This is a genomic window from Longibaculum muris, assembly GCF_004343035.1.
Taxonomy (GTDB): Bacteria; Bacillota_I; Bacilli_A; order Erysipelotrichales; family Coprobacillaceae; genus Longibaculum; species Longibaculum muris.
Genome location: NZ_SMCQ01000014.1, coordinates 45323 through 66366, shown reverse-complemented (window position 1 = coordinate 66366; position 21044 = coordinate 45323). Strand labels below are relative to the sequence as shown.

General features: G+C 30.3%; 18 protein-coding genes, 1 other RNA gene and 1 riboswitch. Of the genes, 18 read left to right on the top strand and 1 reads right to left on the bottom strand.

The features are described 5' to 3' along the window. Positions 1 to 107 precede the first annotated feature (107 nt). The 7 genes from EDD60_RS10160 to EDD60_RS10130 all read left to right on the top strand — a co-directional run bounded on the left by EDD60_RS10160 (position 108) and on the right by EDD60_RS10130 (position 9479). Complete coding sequence (locus tag EDD60_RS10160; RefSeq protein WP_066447039.1) at positions 108 to 4508, top strand: rhoptry family protein; 4401 nt, start codon at positions 108 to 110, stop codon at positions 4506 to 4508. A gap of 218 nt (positions 4509 to 4726) precedes the next feature. Further along, positions 4727 to 5716 (top strand): rod shape-determining protein, encoded by a 990-nt coding sequence (gene mreB / locus EDD60_RS10155; RefSeq protein ID WP_066447038.1) that lies wholly within the window; start codon positions 4727 to 4729, stop codon positions 5714 to 5716. A gap of 87 nt (positions 5717 to 5803) precedes the next feature. Then, complete coding sequence (locus tag EDD60_RS10150; protein WP_066447035.1) at positions 5804 to 6583, top strand: HAD-IIB family hydrolase; 780 nt, start codon at positions 5804 to 5806, stop codon at positions 6581 to 6583. A 1-nt stretch (position 6584) separates the two neighbouring features. Further along, positions 6585 to 7373, top strand: a complete 789-nt coding sequence (locus EDD60_RS10145; RefSeq protein WP_066447235.1) for a Cof-type HAD-IIB family hydrolase — start codon at positions 6585 to 6587, stop codon at positions 7371 to 7373. A 12-nt stretch (positions 7374 to 7385) separates the two neighbouring features. Continuing rightward, positions 7386 to 8309, top strand: coding sequence for a ribokinase (locus EDD60_RS10140; RefSeq protein ID WP_066447034.1), 924 nt, complete (start codon positions 7386 to 7388; stop codon positions 8307 to 8309). A 69-nt stretch (positions 8310 to 8378) separates the two neighbouring features. Continuing rightward, positions 8379 to 8774: a hypothetical protein gene (locus EDD60_RS10135; RefSeq protein ID WP_066447030.1), complete on the top strand. Its 396-nt coding sequence runs from the start codon at positions 8379 to 8381 to the stop codon at positions 8772 to 8774. 3 nt (positions 8775 to 8777) lie between these two features. Continuing rightward, complete coding sequence (locus tag EDD60_RS10130; RefSeq protein WP_066447028.1) at positions 8778 to 9479, top strand: DNA/RNA non-specific endonuclease; 702 nt, start codon at positions 8778 to 8780, stop codon at positions 9477 to 9479. A gap of 31 nt (positions 9480 to 9510) precedes the next feature. Here the strand turns inward: EDD60_RS10130 and EDD60_RS10125 are convergent, their stop codons facing one another. Continuing rightward, positions 9511 to 10662, bottom strand: a complete 1152-nt coding sequence (locus EDD60_RS10125) for a DUF871 domain-containing protein (protein ID WP_066447026.1) — start codon at positions 10660 to 10662, stop codon at positions 9511 to 9513. 124 nt (positions 10663 to 10786) lie between these two features. On the opposite strand from EDD60_RS10125, the gene EDD60_RS10120 reads away from it, so the two are divergent. From EDD60_RS10120 to EDD60_RS10070, 11 genes are all read left to right on the top strand, one after another. Then, positions 10787 to 12487: an MraY family glycosyltransferase gene (locus EDD60_RS10120; RefSeq protein WP_066447024.1), complete on the top strand. Its 1701-nt coding sequence runs from the start codon at positions 10787 to 10789 to the stop codon at positions 12485 to 12487. A 2-nt stretch (positions 12488 to 12489) separates the two neighbouring features. Further along, complete coding sequence (gene crcB / locus EDD60_RS10115; protein WP_066447022.1) at positions 12490 to 12849, top strand: fluoride efflux transporter CrcB; 360 nt, start codon at positions 12490 to 12492, stop codon at positions 12847 to 12849. Between the two features lie 179 nt (positions 12850 to 13028). After that, entirely contained in the window at positions 13029 to 13835 is an 807-nt protein-coding gene (locus tag EDD60_RS10110) for a hypothetical protein (protein ID WP_066447019.1), read from the top strand. A 90-nt stretch (positions 13836 to 13925) separates the two neighbouring features. Next, positions 13926 to 14104, top strand: a riboswitch (cobalamin riboswitch). A gap of 84 nt (positions 14105 to 14188) precedes the next feature. Next, a complete protein-coding gene (locus tag EDD60_RS10105) occupies positions 14189 to 15286 on the top strand; it encodes a prenyltransferase/squalene oxidase repeat-containing protein (protein ID WP_066447016.1) in 1098 nt (365 codons plus the stop codon). After that, positions 15279 to 15911, top strand: coding sequence for a DUF4430 domain-containing protein (locus EDD60_RS10100; protein ID WP_132226393.1), 633 nt, complete (start codon positions 15279 to 15281; stop codon positions 15909 to 15911). The genes EDD60_RS10105 and EDD60_RS10100 overlap by 8 nt, the downstream gene beginning before the upstream one ends. After that, positions 15904 to 16416: a hypothetical protein gene (locus tag EDD60_RS10095; protein ID WP_066447010.1), complete on the top strand. Its 513-nt coding sequence runs from the start codon at positions 15904 to 15906 to the stop codon at positions 16414 to 16416. Before EDD60_RS10100 ends, EDD60_RS10095 begins: the two co-directional genes overlap by 8 nt. 103 nt (positions 16417 to 16519) lie before the next feature. After that, positions 16520 to 16741, top strand: coding sequence for a preprotein translocase subunit SecG (gene secG / locus EDD60_RS10090; protein ID WP_066447007.1), 222 nt, complete (start codon positions 16520 to 16522; stop codon positions 16739 to 16741). A gap of 65 nt (positions 16742 to 16806) precedes the next feature. Further along, entirely contained in the window at positions 16807 to 19014 is a 2208-nt protein-coding gene (gene rnr, locus EDD60_RS10085) for a ribonuclease R (protein ID WP_066446997.1), read from the top strand. Between the two features lie 10 nt (positions 19015 to 19024). Further along, positions 19025 to 19477, top strand: a complete 453-nt coding sequence (smpB, locus tag EDD60_RS10080; RefSeq protein ID WP_257529095.1) for an SsrA-binding protein SmpB — start codon at positions 19025 to 19027, stop codon at positions 19475 to 19477. Position 19478: 1 nt separating this feature from the next. Next, positions 19479 to 19830, top strand: a transfer-messenger RNA (tmRNA) gene (gene ssrA, locus EDD60_RS10075). Between the two features lie 65 nt (positions 19831 to 19895). Next, complete coding sequence (locus tag EDD60_RS10070; protein ID WP_066446992.1) at positions 19896 to 21020, top strand: HipA domain-containing protein; 1125 nt, start codon at positions 19896 to 19898, stop codon at positions 21018 to 21020. Positions 21021 to 21044: the final 24 nt, after the last annotated feature.

Here is a 21044-nt window from a genome sequence, read left to right as displayed (position 1 = left end):
GTTCGTAAAAGCATACGTTTATGGATTTTTAAAATGATATAGGAGGGGATGTAAATTACTATAATAACAATTAGTCACGTTGAATTTACGAAAGAGAGGTATAGGTGATGACTAAGAAAGTAAGATTAAAAAACAAAGGAAAATCAGTTTTATCAGTTGGTTTATCCTTATTTATGTCACTAGGATTAATGTCAGGAAATATTTCAAGTGTTAGTGCATATAGTAGTGGAGCACGTCATACTAAAATTAATGATGATGTGTTCTTAGGTGGTAACTATATTGAAATTGGTATTAGTAAGGTTGGAAGTTTTGGGACAGAAAGTGATGCACCTAGTAATTTCCATCCTACAAATTCTTCTAATAAGAGAATAGGAATGGTCTCAAATCCAACAGGAGATGAGAATGATTGGAACAGTGTTACGACAGATTATTTCTTACCAGTAACGATAGATGAAAGTTTTACTATAGGATATAATGGTGAACGACAGGCCACTGGAAGTCAAATAGGAACAAAAGGACTTCAAAAAAATATTGATGAGACTAAAACAGAAACAGTAAATCAAAGTAGTGGGAATCATTTAAAAGCTGTTACAACAGGATATACAACAGATAATGTTAAATTTGTTCAGACAGTTGAATTTGATGTCAATGATAAATATTTTACAACAACTGTTCAATTAAAAAATGAGAATGATAATGAAACATTATCTGGGGTGCGTTATATGCGTGCATTTGATCCGGACCAACACTGGATAAAAGATGGCAACTCACTTACTAATAATGTGGTAGGAAATCCAGCATTAGATCCATATGGTACAAGTGTTTTTGCCTATGGATTAGAAGATAGAGTGACAACACCATTTATATTCTTTAGTGCTGATAAACGCGCAACAGCAGGTTACACAACAAACGGATTAAATTTTTCAGATATTTACAATAAAAACAAAACAATGGTAATTACTAAAAATACAAGTAATTATGCAGATAATGATATTTTTATTTATTTTGAGTTAGGAGATTTGAAACCAGGAAAAAGTAAATCTTTTAGTTATATTTCTTCATTAGATACTAATTTAAATAATGCAATTGATGCTATCAAGAAAACATTAAAGATTGGTGTCGATGCTGAAGCAGGAACTTTAACTGGTTTTGAAAATAACAATACTTATACAGTTACTACTCCTGATGCAGGAAAATGGACAATAGAAATTGATGCAAATGGCGATTACAAAGTTAAAGCAAGCAATGGTACTATTGTGACTGAAGGAACTGGTGCTTCAAAAATTGGAGTTGCAATTATTGAAGAATGGATTGGTGAAAAATTAACAGTTAAAAAAGCTGATTCAGATCCTGCAGATGTAGATATTTCATTTGGTTCAGAATCAGAACTTACAGAACGTGCTAAAGAACCAGCTGCTGATATTACTGCTGAAAAAATCAAAGGTGATATTGGAAATGTTACAGTTAATCCAGCAGTAATAGGTCAGCAATATGCAGTTTATGCTGGTAAAAAGCTTGTTGCAGGTTGGACTACAGCAGATAGTGATAAATTAGTTTTTGATGGAGTTCCTAAAGGAGATTATACAGTTAAAACACGTAATCCTGGTTCAATTGTAGATGGAATATTACCTTCAAAACCAACAGATGGAGCAAAGGTTACTGTTCCATATAGTAGTGTTGATGATTTACGTAATGAAGCTTCAGGTAAATTAGCAGATATAATCAAAAATTATAATGCTGATAATTATTATTCTAATGAATTGGAAAAAATTACTGAAATTGAAAATGCTGCTAAAGCGGAAATTAAGGCAGCAACAACTATTGAGGGTATCGATAAAATTTTAACAGATGTGAAAAATAAATTAGATGGAGTAGATGATAAAGCAACTTCATTTGTTAAAAATAAATTAACAAAAGATGGTAATCATATTACATCTGCGACATCTGATACATATAAACAAATTTTGGCTAGTGAATCAGATTGGAAAAATTTAACTTCAGCTCAACAAGCGCAAGTCAATAAAATTTTAGGAACTGATTGTTCACAAATGTTAAATAACGCTAAAAATATTGATAATTCAGCGACAAACTTTATTAATGGTTATTTAACAATTGATGGTATGAAGATTAACGAAGTAACTAGAAGCACTGTTGATAAAATTTTAGCTAGTCAAGATGCTTATAAAAAAATTACAGATGGAAATGTAAAAGATGCTATTGATGAAAAATTAGGATATACAGGTGGATATGATAAATTAGTTTCTGATGCAAAAGAATTTGCATCAAATGGTGCTGCTAAATTCATTACAGATAATTTAATAAAAGATGGTAAACCTATTATATCTGGAGATTTATCTAATGCTGATCAAATTATGAAAGCTAAAGATAATTATGATAAACTTTCTGAGGCTGAAAAAGCTGAAGTAGATAAACAATTAAAAGATGATGGTTATGATAAAGGATTTAAAGGTTTATATAATGATGCAGTAACAAATGTATCTGATGAAGCAACTGCTTTTGTTAAAACAAACTTAACTAAAGATGGTGAAACTATTGCTAAAGTAGAAAAATCAACATATGATAAAGTTTTAGCAAGTGAAGTTCCTTATGGAAAAATAACTTCTCAGGAAGTTAAAAATAAGATTGATGAATTATTAGGAGAAGCAAATCCAGGTCAAACTTATCAAAAATTATTAGATGGAACAAAAGAAGCAGTAGATGCCAGTGCCAATGCTTTTGTTAAGGAATTTGGAGCTACAGAAGTTACTCCAGATAATTATGCTCAAATCTTAAAAGGTAAAGAGACTTGGGATAAAATGACTAAATCTGAAAAAGCGGCAGTTGAAAAGAAATTAGGAACTGATTTTGATGACTTATTAACTAAAGCAACAGATTTAGATGATAAGACAGATACATTTATTGATACTTTTGTTACTGAAACAAAAGATGGTAAAGATAGTGTTATTAAAGAAATAACTCCAGATAATTATCAAACTATTTTAAGTGGTAAAGATAATTGGGATAAATTAACAGATAATGAAAAAACAGTTATTAATAATAAATTAAAAGAAAAAGGTGTAGATGTATCTTATAATGATTTATTTGAAAATGCTGATAAATTAAATAAAGATTCAGATCAATTTATTAAAGATAATTTAACTGATGGTGATGGAGAATTATTCTTAGATGCTAATGCTGATAATTATGAAGCTATTATTGATTTAGCTGAAAAATGGGATGCATTAAGTGATGATGTAAAACAAGCTATTAATGATAAATTAGTAGCAAATGGTGGTAAAACTATTGAAGATTTAACAACTGCTTCTAAAGATATCGAAGAAGCTAAAAATGGATTTATTGCTGAATATGTAAGTGATGAAGATGGTAATATCTATAAAGAAATGGATTCTACTAATTATGAACAAATTCTTTCAGGTTTACCTGAATGGGATACATTATCAAAAGATGAAAAAGCTGCTATTAATAATGAATTAAAAGCATCTGTAGGAAAAACATATGATGATATGATTGCTAAAGCTGAAGAAATGGAAAAAGCAAGAGATTCATTCGTTGAAAAATATGTTTCTGATAAAGATGGTAATGTTTATAAAGAAATGAATTCTGGAAATTATGAACAAATTCTTTCTGGTGTAGAAGAATGGAATAAATTAACTGATGATGAAAAAGCTGTTATTAATAATCAATTAGTTTCTTTAGGAAGTCAACCTTTTGATAAATTAATTACAAAAGCACAAGAAATGGAAAAAGCAACAAATTCATTTGTTGAAAAATATGTTTCTGATAAAGATGGTAATGTTTATAAAGAAGTTAACTCAACAAATTATGAACAAGTATTATCTGGATTAGCAGAATGGAATAAATTATCAGATGATGAAAAAGCAGCTATTAATAATCAATTAAAAGCAGCTGGAAGTAAATCATATGATGAATTAATTGCGAAAGCACAAGATGTAGAAAAAACAACTAGCTCATTTGTTGATAAATATGTATCTGATAAAGATGGAAATATTTATAAAGAATTAAATGCTAGTAACTATGAACAAATTCTTTCTGGTTTAGCAGAATGGAACAAATTATCAGATGATGAAAAAGCAGCTATTAATAATCAATTAAAAGCAGCAGGAAGTAAATCATATGATGAATTAATTGCAAAAGCACAAGATATGCAAAAAGCAGCAAATTCATTTGTTGATAAATACTTATCTGATAAAGATGGTAATGTTTATAAAGAAGTTAATAGTTCTAACTATCAACAAATCTTATCTGGTAAAGATGCTTGGTCAAAATTATCACAAGCTGAAAAAGATGCTATTAATGCTATCTTAATGGAAAAGATGGGTAAAACATATGAACAATTACTTGTTAGTGCAGTAGCAATGTCAAATGTAAAAACTGAAGATAATACTTTTGTAGAAATGTATATGTTACTTGGAATGTTATCTTTAGGTGCATTATTAGTTTTAAAAAGAAGAAAAGAAAACTATTAATTTGAAGTAAAAAAAGTGAAAGGATCATATTTTAATGATATGGTCTTTTCTTTATATTTTGTGATTTATAGGTATATTGAGAATAAATGAGTTAAAAATATTTGTATAATTATTTTATCGGTTGTTAGGCTAAAAATATGTTGTTATAGTGATTATTTTTTTCTTGTATTTAATGGGAAAAATGTTACAATAGAAATGCTTATAGGAGGAATGTTTAAATGAAATTATCAAAGGAAATTGGTATTGACTTAGGAACAGCTAACATTCTTATTTATGTTAAAGGTGAAGGTATTGTTGTTAATGAACCTTCTGTTGTGACTATTAATACTGAGACAAATAGACCAATCGCTGTAGGTGAAGAAGCTAGAGATATGCTTGGAAAGACTCCAGGTAAGTTTCAAGCTATTCGTCCTCTTAAAGATGGTGTTATCGCAGATTTTCAAATTACTGAAATATTATTAACTCATTTTATTAATAAATTAAATTTAAAAGGAGTTTTCTCAAGACCAACAATCTTGATTTGTTGTCCATCTAATATTACATCTATTGAAAAGAGTGCTATTCAAGATGTTGCTTTAAGATGTGGAGCAAAAAGAGTATATATTGAAGAAGAACCAAAAGTTGCAGCTATTGGAGCTGGTTTAGATATTTCTAAACCATCTGGAAATATGGTTGTTGATATTGGTGGGGGAACAACTGATGTTGCTGTTCTTTCATTAGGTGATATTGTAACAAGTACATCTCTTAAGATTGCTGGGGATAAGATGGATGCTGAATTAATTAAATTTGTTAAAGATAAATACAAATTATTAATTGGTGATCGTACAGCAGAAGAAATTAAAATTACTATTGGTAGTGCTTATGAAGCAGATCCAACTGCAGTTATGGATGTAAGAGGTAGAGACTTAGTAACTGGATTACCTCATACTATTCAATTAAGTGCTAAAGAAACTCAAGAAGCTTTAGAAGAATGTTGTATGACAATCTTACGTGCAACAAAACAAGTTCTTGAACAAACACCACCTGAATTATCAGCTGATATTGTTAATAAAGGTATTTTCTTAACTGGTGGAGGGGCTTTACTTCATAACTTAGATAAATTCTTAGAAGAAGGATTAGGAGTTCCTGTATTTGTAGCTGACAACGCATTAGATTGTGTTGCTGAAGGTTGCGGTGTGATGTTAGAAAACACTCAATATTTAAAATAATGCTTTCGGGCATTATTTTTTTCTTTTCTTGTAAATTTGAGACAAGATATTTTTATTTTGTTAGAATGATTGACGGAGGTGTTAAGTATGGGTAAAAAGAAGTTTTTCTTTTTTGATATTGATGGAACTTTAGCAGTAGGAACACCAGGAAATCAATATATTCCTGAGTCTACAAAATTGGCATTAAAGAAATTAGAGGAAGAAGGACATTTTTTAGCAATTGCGACTGGAAGAAGTTATGCAATGGCTAAAGATCATATGAAAGAATTAGGTTTTAAAAATATGGTAAGTGATGGTGGTAATGGAATTACAATAAATGAAGAACTTATTGAAATCAAGCCACTTGATTATGATAAATGTGTCGCATTAGTAGATGAGTGTAAGGAAAAAGGATTTATTTGGGCTATTTCACCAGATAATGAAACAAGACGTTTAGCTCCAGATAATCGTTTTTATGATTTTACGCATGATATATATATGGATACAGTTGTACAAGATGGTTTAGATCCAAGAGATTTTGATCAAATTTTTAAAGTTTATGTGGCATGTTTTGCGCCTGAAGAAGAAAAGTTAGAGACATTGAATGATTTACCTTGGTGTCGTTTTCATAAAGAATATTTATTTGTTGAACCAGGAGATAAGTCAGTAGGAATTAAAGCTATTGTTGATCATTTTGGTGGTGATTATAAGGATGTTGTTGTGTTTGGTGATGAAAAGAATGATTTAAGTATGTTTATTGATGAATGGACTTCTATAGCAATGGGGAATGCTATTGATGAGTTAAAAGAAAAAGCAACTTATATTACAAGTGATGCCGATGATGATGGTATTTATAATGCTTGTAAACATTTTGGATGGATTGATTAGTATGAATAAGAAGATTATATTTTTTGATATTGATGGAACATTGTATCTTCCTGAACTAGGAGGAATTACTCCAGCAGTAAGAGAAGCTATTGCTAAAACACAACAAAAGGGTCATCTATGTTTTATTGCTAGTGGGAGACCTTATGGATATATTGCTGATAATGTAAAAAATATAGGTTTTGATGGTTATGTATTAGCTAATGGTGCTAATATTAAATATAAGAATCAAGATTTAAGTGTGAGAGTTATGAATCAAGAAGATGTAAAACAATTATGTCAAAAGTTATCTTTAAAAGATATAGAATATGTTTTACAAACTCCAGATGCTTGTTATATGAATAAAAATAATGAATGTCTTTTAAAATTTTATTCTACATGTAATATTGATTTTAAGAATTTCTGTTTTGATTATGATGAAGATGAAATTATTAAAAAGACAGTGAAAATGGAAGTATGGGTTAAGAATCAAGAAGAATTAGAATATGCAAAATCATGTTATGGTAAGTTTGCATATGAATTACATCCTGATAATCATAGTATGGAAGTTTATGCTAAGGATGTTTCAAAAGCAACAGGAATTTTAGATGTCTTAAATGAATTAAATATTTCACTTGATAATAGTTATTGTTTTGGAGATGGACCTAATGATGTAGAAATGTTTGAAACAGTGGCTCATCCTATTGCGATGGGAAATGCAATTGAGATTATTAAAGAGAAAGCTGAAACAGTTTGTTTAAGTATTCATGAAGATGGTGTTGCTCATAAGTTAAATGAATTATTTGATTTGTAGAGGAGAATGTATATGAATACATATGATGTTGTAGTATTTGGAAGTATTAATTTAGATGTTGTTACACATGTTAAAGATTATCCTCATTATGGTGATTCTGTTTTAGCTAAAAAGATTGAAACGATTCCTGGTGGAAAAGGGGCAAATCAGGCGATTACTGTAGCTAAACAAGGGAGTCAGATGTTATTTATTAGTTCCGTAGGAAAAGATAGCTCTGGAAAGCAAATGTTGCAGAATTTACAAAGCTATGGCGTTGGTACTGATAAGATTCTCTTGAGTGAAGAATCAGGAACAGGAATGTATGTTATCTTTGTAGATGAACATGGTGAAAATACAATGGCAGGTAGTCTAGGTGCTAATTTAACAATTCCTTTAGATTATATTCAAGAAACAATGTCAAAGATTGAAGCAAAGATCTTATTGCTGCAGATGGAAACAAGTCCAGAAGCTATTATAAAAGTTATGCAACTAGCAAAAGAAAAAGGGATGTTTGTGATTTTAGATCCAGCACCAGCAGGGGCCTATTTTCCAGAAGTCTTAAAATATGCTGATGTTATTACACCTAATCAACAAGAAACACAAATGATTACAGGAATACATGTAGATAATCAAGAATCAGCTTTATTAGCAGCTAAGAAAATTGAAGAACTTGGTGTCAAGAATTGTATTATTAAAATGGGATCAAAAGGAAATCTTGTTTATCAATCAGGACAAACAACGTATATCCCATCAATTAAAGTCAAAGCTTTAAATACTGTAGGAGCAGGGGATACTTTTGCTGGAGCTCTAGCAAGTCAATATGTGAAAACAAATGATTTAGTAGAAGCAGTTAAATATGCGAATATTGCTGCGGGAATTAAAGTTTCTCGAAATGGTGGACAAGAAGTTATTCCTACTTATCAGGAAGTTATTGATTATATGAATGAAAAATATTAAAACTTATTCGATTCATTATTGAATAAGTTTTTCTTTCATTATAAAATAGATATCTAATGAGGTGAGATTATGAAGATTATTGCTTGTGTTGATGAAAATTTAGGATTAATGTTTCATCATAGGAGACAATCACAAGATAGGATTGTAAGAGAGAGAATTAAGACTATAACAAAGAAGCTTTATATGAATCAATATTCTTATCAGTTATATCAGGATTTATTTGATGAAGCGATTGTTGATGAGAAGTTTATGGATATAGCTAAGGATAATGATTATTGTTTAATTGAGAATGTGAGTATTGATTGTAAGGATATTGATGAAGTTATTTTATTTTATTGGAATAGAGAATATCCGGCAGATTTTTATTTGAATATTGATTTAAATCAGTTTGTTATTGTGAGTCAAGAAGAATTTGCAGGATCTTCACATGATCTTATTACTCAAGTTATTTATCGAAAGGAATAAAGTATGCGAAAGAAAACATATAAAAAGAAAATCTATAGTTTAGTTGTAGCACTAGCTGTCGTTGTTGGTGGTTATATCACAACTCAACTTAATCAACCAGAGAGTGTACAAAATATTGAAGATATTCCAGCTTATAAAAACAAGCCTTATGTTGAACTTAATGATGGAAAACCATATTTCACTGAAAAAGATTTAACGACTAAATCATTTGAAAAATATAGTCCATTAGACTCATTAGGAAGATGTGGAGTAGCTTATGCTAATGTTTCTAAAAAGACAATGCCTACAGAAAAAAGAGGTTCTATAGGACAAGTAAAGCCTAGTGGCTGGCAAACTATAAAATATGATTTTGTTGATGGAAAATATTTATATAATCGTTGTCATTTGATTGGTTATCAGTTAACTGGAGAAAATGCTAATGAAAGAAATTTAATCACTGGAACAAGATATATGAATACCAAAGGTATGTTATATTTTGAAAATATGGTTGCTGATTATGTAAAAGAAACAAACAATCATGTTTTATATCGTGTAACACCAGTTTATGAGGGAGATAATCTTGTAGCTGATGGTGTCATCATGGAAGCTATGTCAGTAGAAGATGAAGGATTAGATATTGAATTTAATGTCTTTGTCTATAATGTTCAACCTGGAGTTAATATTAATTATGCTAATGGAAAAAGTCATTTAGCAAAAGAAAAGTAACAAATACAAAATGTACTTGTTACTTTTTTACTTATTTAGTAATTTTAAAATGATGTCCTGGTTTTACAAAATCCAATAACATTAATTCTTCAGGTTTGACTGTTGCTACTAAATTACGTTCACCATCATTAGGAATCTCAGTTAAAACAATTTCTAATTCTCCACGATAATGAGCTAAATTATCATTAACAACTAATACATCACCACGAGTAAAGACTTTCTTACCTGGATCTCTATAAGGAATAGATTGTGAATCAATTTGTTTATCTGCCACTGTAGCAACTGATCCATCTTGAACACTTTTCTTTTCCTTAAACCAAACTCTTGACATAGAAGAACGTAACATAAATGAAGAATGATCATAACGATCCCAATGAGGAGCATATTCATACATAACCATTCTTTCATTATCAATAACACCTTCTGCTTCATCAACTCTAATTTGAAGAACTTGTAAATCAACATTAGCTAAAGCTTCTAATTCTTCATCACTAGCAGGATAGTTACCAATTAAAATATCATCAACATCACCAGTTGCTAATAAATAACGAGCTTGAAGATCAATTGGTAAACCTCTCATAATTTCAACAGTTGGTAAACCACAGAAAACTTCCCATGGTCCAATTGTATTTTCATTGTTACTAGAAACAAAAGCAGCAGTATGTAAATTTAATTCTTTCCAATAACTATTGTATTCCATAAATAAATCAAAATCCAAACCAGAATAACGTTCTGGGAAGAAGTTATGGCACATAGTCATTTGATCCTTGTTACCACCTCTATTAATTAATAATTCAACACCCATATCCATACTTGCATTAAATTCAATTTTAATATTGTAAGGATTACGTGTTAATTGAATATCCCCTTGAGTACCAAAGTTTCCATCCATTCTGATAATATCAAGTCCCAAATCAGCGAATGGTTTTAAATTATCTGGAGTTGCTCCAATTAATTTAAAGACTTCTGGATTTGTATCGGCAGCAACCTCAAATCCTAATTCATGAGCCTTTGTCATAAATTCCTTAAATTCAACTAAATAACTTTCCCTTTTATCTTCAGGGATAGATAAGAAACATGTAAAAATTCTGCTATATCCCAATTTAGCAGCTTTTTCCATGTATGCGTATACCTCATCTCTAGGAGATTTATCTGGGTATACGGAAATACCTAATTTGTGCATATTCGTTTTCCTCCTTGTACGCCATCATTATACCATTTTTATAATAAATATTTAAGGGTAAAAAAGATTTTCTATAAATTTGCTTCAATTTGTAATATAATACATTAAAGAAAGGGGCATTGATATGAGTTTAGAAATATGTTTATCTTTTGTGGTAACATTTATCATAAGTTTAATTCTTGTTCCTATTGTAAGCAAAGTATCAAAAAAACTTGGTATCATTGCTCATACAAATAAAAGAACAATCCATAAAGGAATTATTGCAAGAACTGGTGGTTATGCTATTTATGCAAGTTTCTTAATTGGAACAATGATTTTTTTAAAAACCGATATTCAAATCAATTCAATATTGATTGGTGGTTTTATTGTATTTTTAACAGGGTTCTATGATGATATTCATGATTTATCGCCTAAATTTAAAATGTTAGGACAGATTATTGCGGCATTGGTTGTTATTGTTTATGGAGGAATTTCTTTAAAAGGGTTTATAATTCCATTTTTGCCATCTTCTTTTTCTCATGTTATTGCAATTATTATTACGATTGGATGGATTGTAGGGATTAGTAATGCAGTGAATTTGATTGATGGATTAGATGGTTTATGTGGAGGAATTTCAATTATTGTCTTAGTGACAATATCTTTGACTTCTTTAACTTATGGAAGAACCGATATTTCATCTTTGTCTTTACTTCTTGCTGGAGCTATTGGTGGTTTCTTGGTTTATAACTTTCATCCTGCTTCTGTCTTTTTAGGAGACTGTGGAGCTTTGTTTATTGGTTATATGATAGCTGTTATTTCTTTATTAGGCTTTGGTTATAAGAGTTCATCGTTCTTTACTTTAGGAGCACCAATCGTTGTTTTAATGGTTCCTATTATGGATACTTTAATTGCAATTATTAGAAGAAAAGTTCATCATAAAAGCTTTAGTGAAGCCGATAAGAATCATTTACATCATAAGTTAATGTTTTCATTAGAATTAGGTCAAACAAAAAGTGTTCTCATTTTATATGTAGTAACAATATTATTCTCACTTTGTTCATACATCTATCTTTATGATAAAATAGCAGCAACTATTCTCTTTTTAACACTAATGTTATTATTTGAAGTCTTTGTTGAAGCAACAAATATGATAGATCGTAAATATAAACCAGTTTTAACAATTATGAATATTTTTATTAAAAGTGAATATTTACCTTCGATTAAAGATACTAAACCCTATCGTAGAATTGTTGAAAGAGCAAAGAAGAAGTATGCGGTTATTGCACTTATTGTTATAGCAATTATCTTTTCACTTGTCTTTGCTTTCAATAAACAAAATTCAACTCCTACACATAAACCTGTTCAAACAGTCGAATATAAAGAAGCTGATAATGAAACAGAACTAATGAGTGATATTTATAATCAATTAAAAACGGCTATTGAAAGAAATAATAAACCAGATATAAGACAAGATGTGGCAGCATATTTCTTGGCTGATTATTTTACTTTATCTAATAAAAAAGAAAATCAAATAGGTGGTATTCATTATTTCTATAGTGATAAAAAAGATGATTTTACAGCTTATGCTAAAAATGGATATTATAAGAATGCAAATACCTTTATAAAAAATCAAACAGATTTACCAGAAGTTATTCATTATGATATCATTTCTAATCAAGATTCATATAAAGCTTTATCTGGATTAGAAGATTATAGTTATTATGATGTAAGAATTAAAATAACATTTGCTGATGTGAATCCAATTTTAAATGTAGAAGAATACACAACAACAGTCACTTTAATTGAAAAAAATCAAAGATTTAGTGTTGTTGCAATGGAAGAATAATTATGGATAAATTTATATATGTTGGAATAGGTGGAGCAATTGGTGCTATTTTAAGATATGGAATCAGTTGTTTACCTATTAAAAATGATTTTCCAATCTTAACTTTAATAACAAATATGTTAGGAGCATTATTGATTGGGATTGTTGTTGGTTTGGCTGAAAGAGAGAATATATCTTCATCAATGACATTGTTTTTAAAGACTGGGGTTTGTGGAGGCTTTACAACATTCTCTACGTTTTCATTAGAGGCTATGAATTTGATGGATATGGGAAAGTATGGCGTTTCATTGTTATATATTGGATTGAGTGTGATGGGATGTTTAATAGGGGTATGGCTTGGGAAACAGATTATTCGTTTATAGGAGATTTCTTTTGAGAAATCTCTTTTTTTAATTGGATTATGTGAAATTTATGTGAAATGAAAATAAAAAAAGAAAAATGGGGGGGGTTAGGTTCGTATATATATAGTAGAGGGGTTATTTGATAAAAAGATAAATCAAGAAAACTTTCTCAAAATTAAAAAGAAAGAGAGGTGAAAAAAATGGAGACTGAAATAACAAAAGAAATGTATGAAACAGCAATTCAACAAAGTTGTTTGATGGATAATCTCTTTATGAAGATAGTTTTTAGAGATTATCGTTGTATCCAATTGTTCAAAGATATTGTCTTTCCTAATGAAGGAGATATTATTTCTGTATATTCAAAATATGAATTTCAAAGAGATAATCTACCTTTTGATTTTATCTTTGAATTAGAAGGGAGACATTTTGTTGGAGTGTGTGTACATACCCAAGAGTATGCAGCCAAAACAAGAAATGAGGTGTATGAAGAAAGAGAGTTCAATAAAGCAAGTTGGCCAAATCATGAGTGGAGTCGTTTACCAATTATTTCGACTGTCATTATTACAAATGAAGATATATTTGATGAAGGGAAAACAGTTTACTATATAGATCATGATGAAAATGATGAATATGATCATATAGCTCAAAAAGGTTTAGATTTGATTTTTATGAATACAGCATATCAGGATGAATCACCAATAGGAAAACTTGCCCATGATTTGGTATATGTAAATCCTGATGATATGTATTATGAAGTTTTAAAAGAAAGAGTACGTTTTTATAAAGAAGATCGAGGAGGGATAGAAGCAATGTGTGAAAGTATAAGTCAATTTGAAAAAAAGGCTAAACAAGATGGATTTAATGAAGGAAGGCAAAAAGGAAAAGCTGAAATGATTAATAATTATGCCGTGAAACATAATATATCATATCAAGAAGCAATGGAAGAATTAGGATTACCTGAAGAAGAAAGACCAAAACTTATAAGAGTAATTATTTGTACAAACTAATACAATGGTCATAGATAGAAATATCTATGACCAGTATTTTTTGAAATATATGTGTAAATATCAAACAAATTATTATATAATGACAAAGTAAAAGTTGATAAATTTGTTGGTTAAAGTATAAAGATACTTTATCAAAATGGAATCAGGTGAAAATCCTGAGCTGTCCCGCAGCCGTAAAAGAGAGTTGAAGCAATATGTCACTGGGAAACTGGGAAGGCGCTGATACGATGAACTTGAGCCGGAATACATGCCAACATCTTAGAATACACTTTACGGTGAATAAAGTAGTTCTAGTCTAAAGTCTAGGACGAGTACGTCCTATTTTTTGTCTAGAAGAATTGGAGGACAAAGAAATGAAAAAAGTTTTAACAAGTCTATGGATTGTGATGACTTTGATAGCAAGTCAGTTCACAATGACTCATGCCATGAGTTATGAAGAAAGCTATCAGACAGCAAAAAGCTATTATCAAAAGAAAACCGTATTACAAAGTACAGATGAAGTCTTTGCTTATGCATCATTAGGTTTAGATGTATCATCTTTGCCAATGGAAAATATTGTGAATACCGGATATGCTTCTGATATTGCTAAGACAGTTATTGCGCTTACTTTACATAAGGATGATCCAAGAAACTATCAAGGAGTTAATTATGTTGAGATGCTAGAAGGATGCGTACATGATAATGGGGCATTTGATAAGAAAAAAGATTCCACAGAAGCCAATTTCCAGCTTTATGGTGTTTATGCACTCTATGTCATTAAATCTGATAAATTAGCTATTGCAGCAGATTATCTTGCATCATTGATAGATGAACAAGGAGCCTTTGGTTCAAGCTGGGGTCCAAGTTTAGATGTTACAGCATGGGTCATTGAAGCATTAAGTCTAGTTGATACAGCAAAATATCAAGAAGTCATCGATCAGGCACTTGCCTACATTCAATCTACACAAGATGAAACAGGTGGCTATGCTGATAGCTATATGGGAGTCAATGTGAATACCCAAGCATGTGTCTTGATGGGATTGTTGGCTTATGATGCAGCAGGGGTCAAAGGAACAACTTACAATAAGGGAGACAATAATCCCTATGATCTTTTATTGAAATATCAAAACAGCAACGGAAGCTTTTATTATAGTGAGCTAGGTGAAGAAAACTATTATGCAACACTTCAAGGTGTGCAAGCTGTTGGATACTATAATCATGGTTCACTTTATAAGAGTGCACAAGCCTTATATCAAGAGATTATATCTCAACCTGTTAAAGAGGAAGTTAAGGAAGAACTAGTGAAAAAGGAAGAAAACAAGCCAGCACCACAGAAAGATAAAACCAATGAAGCTAAACCGCAAAAGACAAAAGTCGTTAAGACAAGTGATAGTTCTCTATTAGGAGCTTATCTAGGAATGTTGTTATTGAGTGGATGGGTTGTTGTTAAAGGAAGAAAATATTTTGGATAAAACAAAGAAATATACAATAGTCTTTGTCGTTATATGCTTTATCATTATCGGTGTTGTTGGAATCTATCGTACAACCACACCTTTGCCAAAAGAAAAGCCGGTTGCTGAAAAAACAGAAACGGTGGAGACACCTCAAAAAGAGGACACCCTAACAACAAAAGAAGATAAGAAAGAAACTGAGGATAAACCTAAGAAAGAAAAGCAGCCAGAAACGACAAAGAAAGAGAAAAAGCAGACAACCAATACAACAACAAACCAAACAACACAACAGACTCCTCAAGAAAAACCTAAATATGAAGAAGTCAAACCACAAAAAGATAAAGTTCAAGTAAGCATACAGGGAGCAGATGTATTTACTATTAATCAAACTATTGAGATAGAAAAAGATCAAAGTGTCTATGATGTTCTAAAAAGCCTAGCTACAATGAAAAAGATAGACGTCAATACCAATGGTTTTGGTCCAGCAATCTATGTAAGAGGAATCAATGGATTAAATGAATTTGACCAAGGACCTCAATCTGGTTGGAAATATAAAGTCAATGGTACTTTTCCAAGTGCCAGTGCTGGAACATATAAAGTTAATAATGGTGATACAGTAGAATGGATTTATATTGTCAATGAGTAAAGTTAAAGAAATAAGTCTGATTGGGATTTTAGCAGCAGTCAATATTGCTTCTAGAATAGCTTTACAAGCTGTTCCAAATGTCAAACCAGTGACATCGATTATTATTTTATCAGTTATGATTTTTGGTTTGGCATTTGGAATCAAATTAACTTTAGTTACAACTTTAGTTTCTAACATTTATTTAGGGATGGGAATCTGGACTTTCTTTCAAATTTTAGCATGGATAGTGATATGTTTACTAACACAGATGATTGTTGATTTTTATAAAAAATTAAATCAAAAACCAAATATATTAGTTATGGCAATATTTGCTTTTATAATGGGATATGTTTTTGGATTTATTGTGTCATTAGATAAATTTGTTATTGGTGGACCATCATTATTTATTGTTTATTATTTAGCTGGATTATTGTTTGATACATTTCATGCAGTGGGAAATTTTTTGTTCTTTTTCTTATGTGCACCCATTTTATTAAAGGTGTTTAAATTGAACATAAAAAATTAGTTTGTTTTCTATAATGAGTAAGAGAAAAGCTTGTAATTTACTTGGTCTTATGGTATTATAGCAATGCTAGTGTATAAAAATTTGATGAAAAGGAGGTACTCAGATGATTTTAAATGTATTATTAATGATTGTTTCAGTTGCTCTTATAATTGTATGCCTATTACAAAGTGGAAAATCAGATGGTATCGTTAACGCCTTGACTGGTCAAAGTTCTAATCTTTTTGCTCATCAAAAAGAAAGAGGAGCTGACTTAGTACTTTCTAGGATTACTGTTGGACTTGCAATCGCGTTTTTCGTTATTGCAATCTTAATTAGAATGGGTTAATCAATGGGGCACACTATGTGTCCTATTTTTATTTATATTGGGTAGAATAAAAGGGAGGTGAAATTATGAAAGAGGATATATTAAAATTATTAGAAGATAGAACTTATACAAGAAGAAAGATTAATGAACTAGCTGAATATTTTCATATGACTGATACGACTGACTATATTTCTTTTATTAAATTGATAAATGAAATGGAAGAAGAAGGTTTAATTGTTAGAAGTAAATTTAATGATTATTATTTAATTAATCAGTTAAACTTTTATAGTGGTGTGTTAGAAGTTAATAAGAAAGGTTTTGGATTTGTTAGAATTGATGAAGAAACTGAATTTTATGTTCATGAATCAAATATGAAAGATGCCTTAAATAAAGATACTGTCTTGATTGAAAAAATTCCTGGACATGGGAATCGTGAAGAAGGACGTGTTATACGTGTTATTAAGCGTGGACAATTAAGATATGTTGGAGAAGTTAAACGCGGAAAAAGAGATTATTTTGTTAAGGCAGATGATTCCAAGTTTGAAAAACCAATTATTGTTGATTCGGCACATATGCATGGAGCTATGCCTGGACATAAAGTTGTTGTTGAAGTGAAAACATTTAAACCACAGATTAAAGGTGATATTGTTAAGATTATAGGACACCGTAATGATCCTGGTGTTGATATTTTATCAATTGTTCATGCTCATGATGTGGATATTGAATTTCCTGAAGAAGTATATCAGCAAATAGAAAATATTCCCGAGGAAATAGATCCTAGTGATATTGAAAATCGTGTTGATTTAAGAAATGAAGTCATTGTAACTATTGATGGTGATGATGCTAAGGATTTAGATGATGCTATCTCTTTAAAGAAATTGGATAATGGTCATTATCAATTAGGTGTTCATATTGCTGATGTTTCTTATTATGTGACTGAGAGTTCACCACTAGATAAAGAAGCAGTAAAAAGAGGAACGTCTATTTATTTAGTTGATAGAGTCATTCCAATGTTGCCACATAAGTTATCAAATGGAATTTGTTCATTAAATCCTAATACAGATCGATATACAATAAGTTGTATAATGGAAATAGATAAGAATGGTGAAGTTGTTAATCATGAGATTATTCCATCAGTTATTCATTCATCTTATCGTATGACCTATAACAATGTGAATGCTATATTAGATGGTGATTTCCCATTACAACAAAAATATGAGAAAGTGGTGCCATTGTTTTTCTTAATGCAAGAGCTAGCAACTCTTTTAAGAAGTAAAAGAGATGAAAGAGGAGCTATTGATTTTGATGTCAATGAGGCTAAGGTATTAGTTGATGAAAAAGGACATCCAACAGATGTTGTTTTAAGGACAAGAGGTGCCTCAGATAAGATTATTGAAGAATTTATGTTGAAAGCTAATGAAACTGTTGCTCAACATTTCAAATGGATGGATTTACCATTTATCTATCGTGTTCATGAACATCCTAAGTTAAAGAAACTTCAACAATTTGCAGCAATTGTAAAACCACTTGGTTATACAATTAAAGGTTCATTAGAACATGTTTATCCAAATGAATTAAGTGCTATTGTCGAAGCTTCAAAGGGAACAGAAGAACATACAGTTATTTCAACATTGTTGTTAAGATGTATGCAAAAAGCGCGATATGATCGTCAATGTTTAGGACACTTTGGATTAGCTGATGAATATTATACACACTTTACATCTCCAATACGTCGTTATCCAGATTTATTGGTACATAGATGTATTAGAAATTTCTTGTTTGAACAAAATTATGAAGAAACAGCTCATTTTGAAGCTGTTATTCCTGAATTGGCAGAACAATCTTCTTTTAGAGAAAGAGAATCTATTGATATTGAACGAGAAGTTATGGATATGAAGATGGCTGAATATATGGAAAGTCATATTGGTGAAGAATTTGAAGGTATTATTTCTTCAATTACACAATTTGGTTTCTTTGTTGAGTTACCTAATACTGTTGATGGTTTGGTTCATATTACTGATTTAACAGATGATTATTATCATTATGATGAGAAGAATATTATGTTAAGAGGTGAAAGAACTGGTAAGACTTTTAAATTGTCAGATAAAGTAAAAGTAAGAGTTATTGGTTCTAGTAAAAAAGAGAGAACTGTTGATTTTGAACTTGTAGGAATGAAAGCAAGAGTAAAAAAATTGAAAACAATTCATTTAAATGACAAAAAAGTAAAGACAAATCGAAAGAAAAAAGGTAAAATAAATAAGGCTAGAAGATTTACTAGACAAAAAAGAAGATAGAAAGGAAGTGATGTGTATGAAGATCGTTTCACAAAATAAAAAAGCGTATCATGATTTCTTTATCTTAGATACTTATGAAGCAGGTATTGAATTAAAAGGTACAGAGATTAAATCAGTGCGTAAGGGTAGTGTGAACTTAAAAGATTCATTTATTCGTATTAAGAATGATGAAGCCTTTATTGAAAACATGCACATCGCTCCTTATGAACAAGGCAATCGTTTTAATCATGAGCCACTTCGTACAAGAAAATTGTTACTTCATAAAAAACAAATAAAGAAGTTACAAAAAGAAGAGAAAGAAAATGGTTTAACGATTGTTCCTACTAAGTTATATTTCAATACTTCAAAACTAAAAGTAGAAGTTGCTTTAGCAAGAGGTAAGAAATTATATGACAAACGTCAAGATCTTAAAGAAAAAGATTCTAAACGTGACATTGAAAGAGCATTGAAAAATGCTTACTAATGGGGGCGTCTTGGATTCGACAGGGGTCAGTTTGAATGGAGTTGCAGCCGTGGGCACACGTTACATGCACAAACAAATATCCGGAAACAGACAAACTAATTACGCTTTCGCTTAGTCGACATAGACATGAAAGCTGCCACTATATAGCGTGCCTATAGTTATATAACTGGTACCATAACTCATAGGATAAGGGTGTAAGGAGTCTGGACTTATATCACGAAAATTTACAGAATCGCTAAGTGAAAGACTGCTTGTGGATCGTAGCTTAGTTAAACCCATTCCACAAGATAAGCTGTAGACGCTTCATATGGGACGGCTTTTGGACGCGGGTTCGATTCCCGCCGCCTCCACCATAAAAGTAATTGATCGAATACATATTACTTATGTATTCGTTTTTTATAGAAAGGGTGTGTTTTTCATGAATTATATCTTAAAACAATTTGATAATGATTTATTGTATTTTTCTATGGAAAATACAAATGATGGATTACAAGTTCATATAACTTCATTTAATGAAAATATGAAAAATCATCTTCCTTTAGATTTAGAAATTGATGATAAATCATTAAAGCGATGGCTGGAAAAAAGAACTATTCCAAGAAATAGAGCATATGTATCAAATTTTTTAGCACGACTTGGATTAAACGAAAAAGATACAAAGGGTATTATTGAAATATGTCAAGGTTTATCACTCAATGATAGTTATTGGGTTGTTAAAGAAGATTGTAAAGATTTGTTTGCTGATAAAAACCTTTATACAAATTCATTTAATACAAATATTGCATCAATTGCATTTACTGGATATGGAAGTTATACAAGATCATCTTTTCGTTCTTCTCCAGAATTTACTACAAATGGTATGCTTGCAAAATCATGGAGGAGAATAAAAGGAAAAGTCATTCTTTATAAATCAGGAACAGAGGGTTTTGCGAATAGTGGGCTAGAACCATATTCAGAATTTTATGCAAGTCAAGTTGCAAAAACAATGGAATTAAATCATATTGATTATGATTTATCTAAATGGAAAGGAAAATTATGCTCAACTTGTGAATTGTTCACAAGCCAGAATATTTCATTTATTCCTGTTGGTAGATTAGTAAAAACTGGCGGTATTGAAGCCGTTATAGATTACTATAAGAATCTAGGTGAAGATTATTATCAAGAACTTATAGATATGCTGGTTTTTGATGCTGTTATCTTAAATGAAGATAGACACTTTGGTAATTTTGGATTATTAGTTGATAGTCATACAAACAAGATAATAGATCCTGCACCAATCTTTGATAATGGATTATCTTTATTATGCTATGCAATGGACAGCGATTTTAATGATATAAATACTTATGTTTCAACTCGTCTACCTGCAACCTATCAGGATTTTATAGGATTTGTAAAACCTTTAATGACATCTAGACAAAAAGATAAATTAAGAAAATTAATTAACTTTAAGTTTGATAGAAATACAAGATATAAATTATCAAATAAACGTTTAAAACAATTAGAAAAAATAATTCAAGAAAGAGTGATATTATTATTAGAATAGTAATATCACTCGTTTTTATATTGA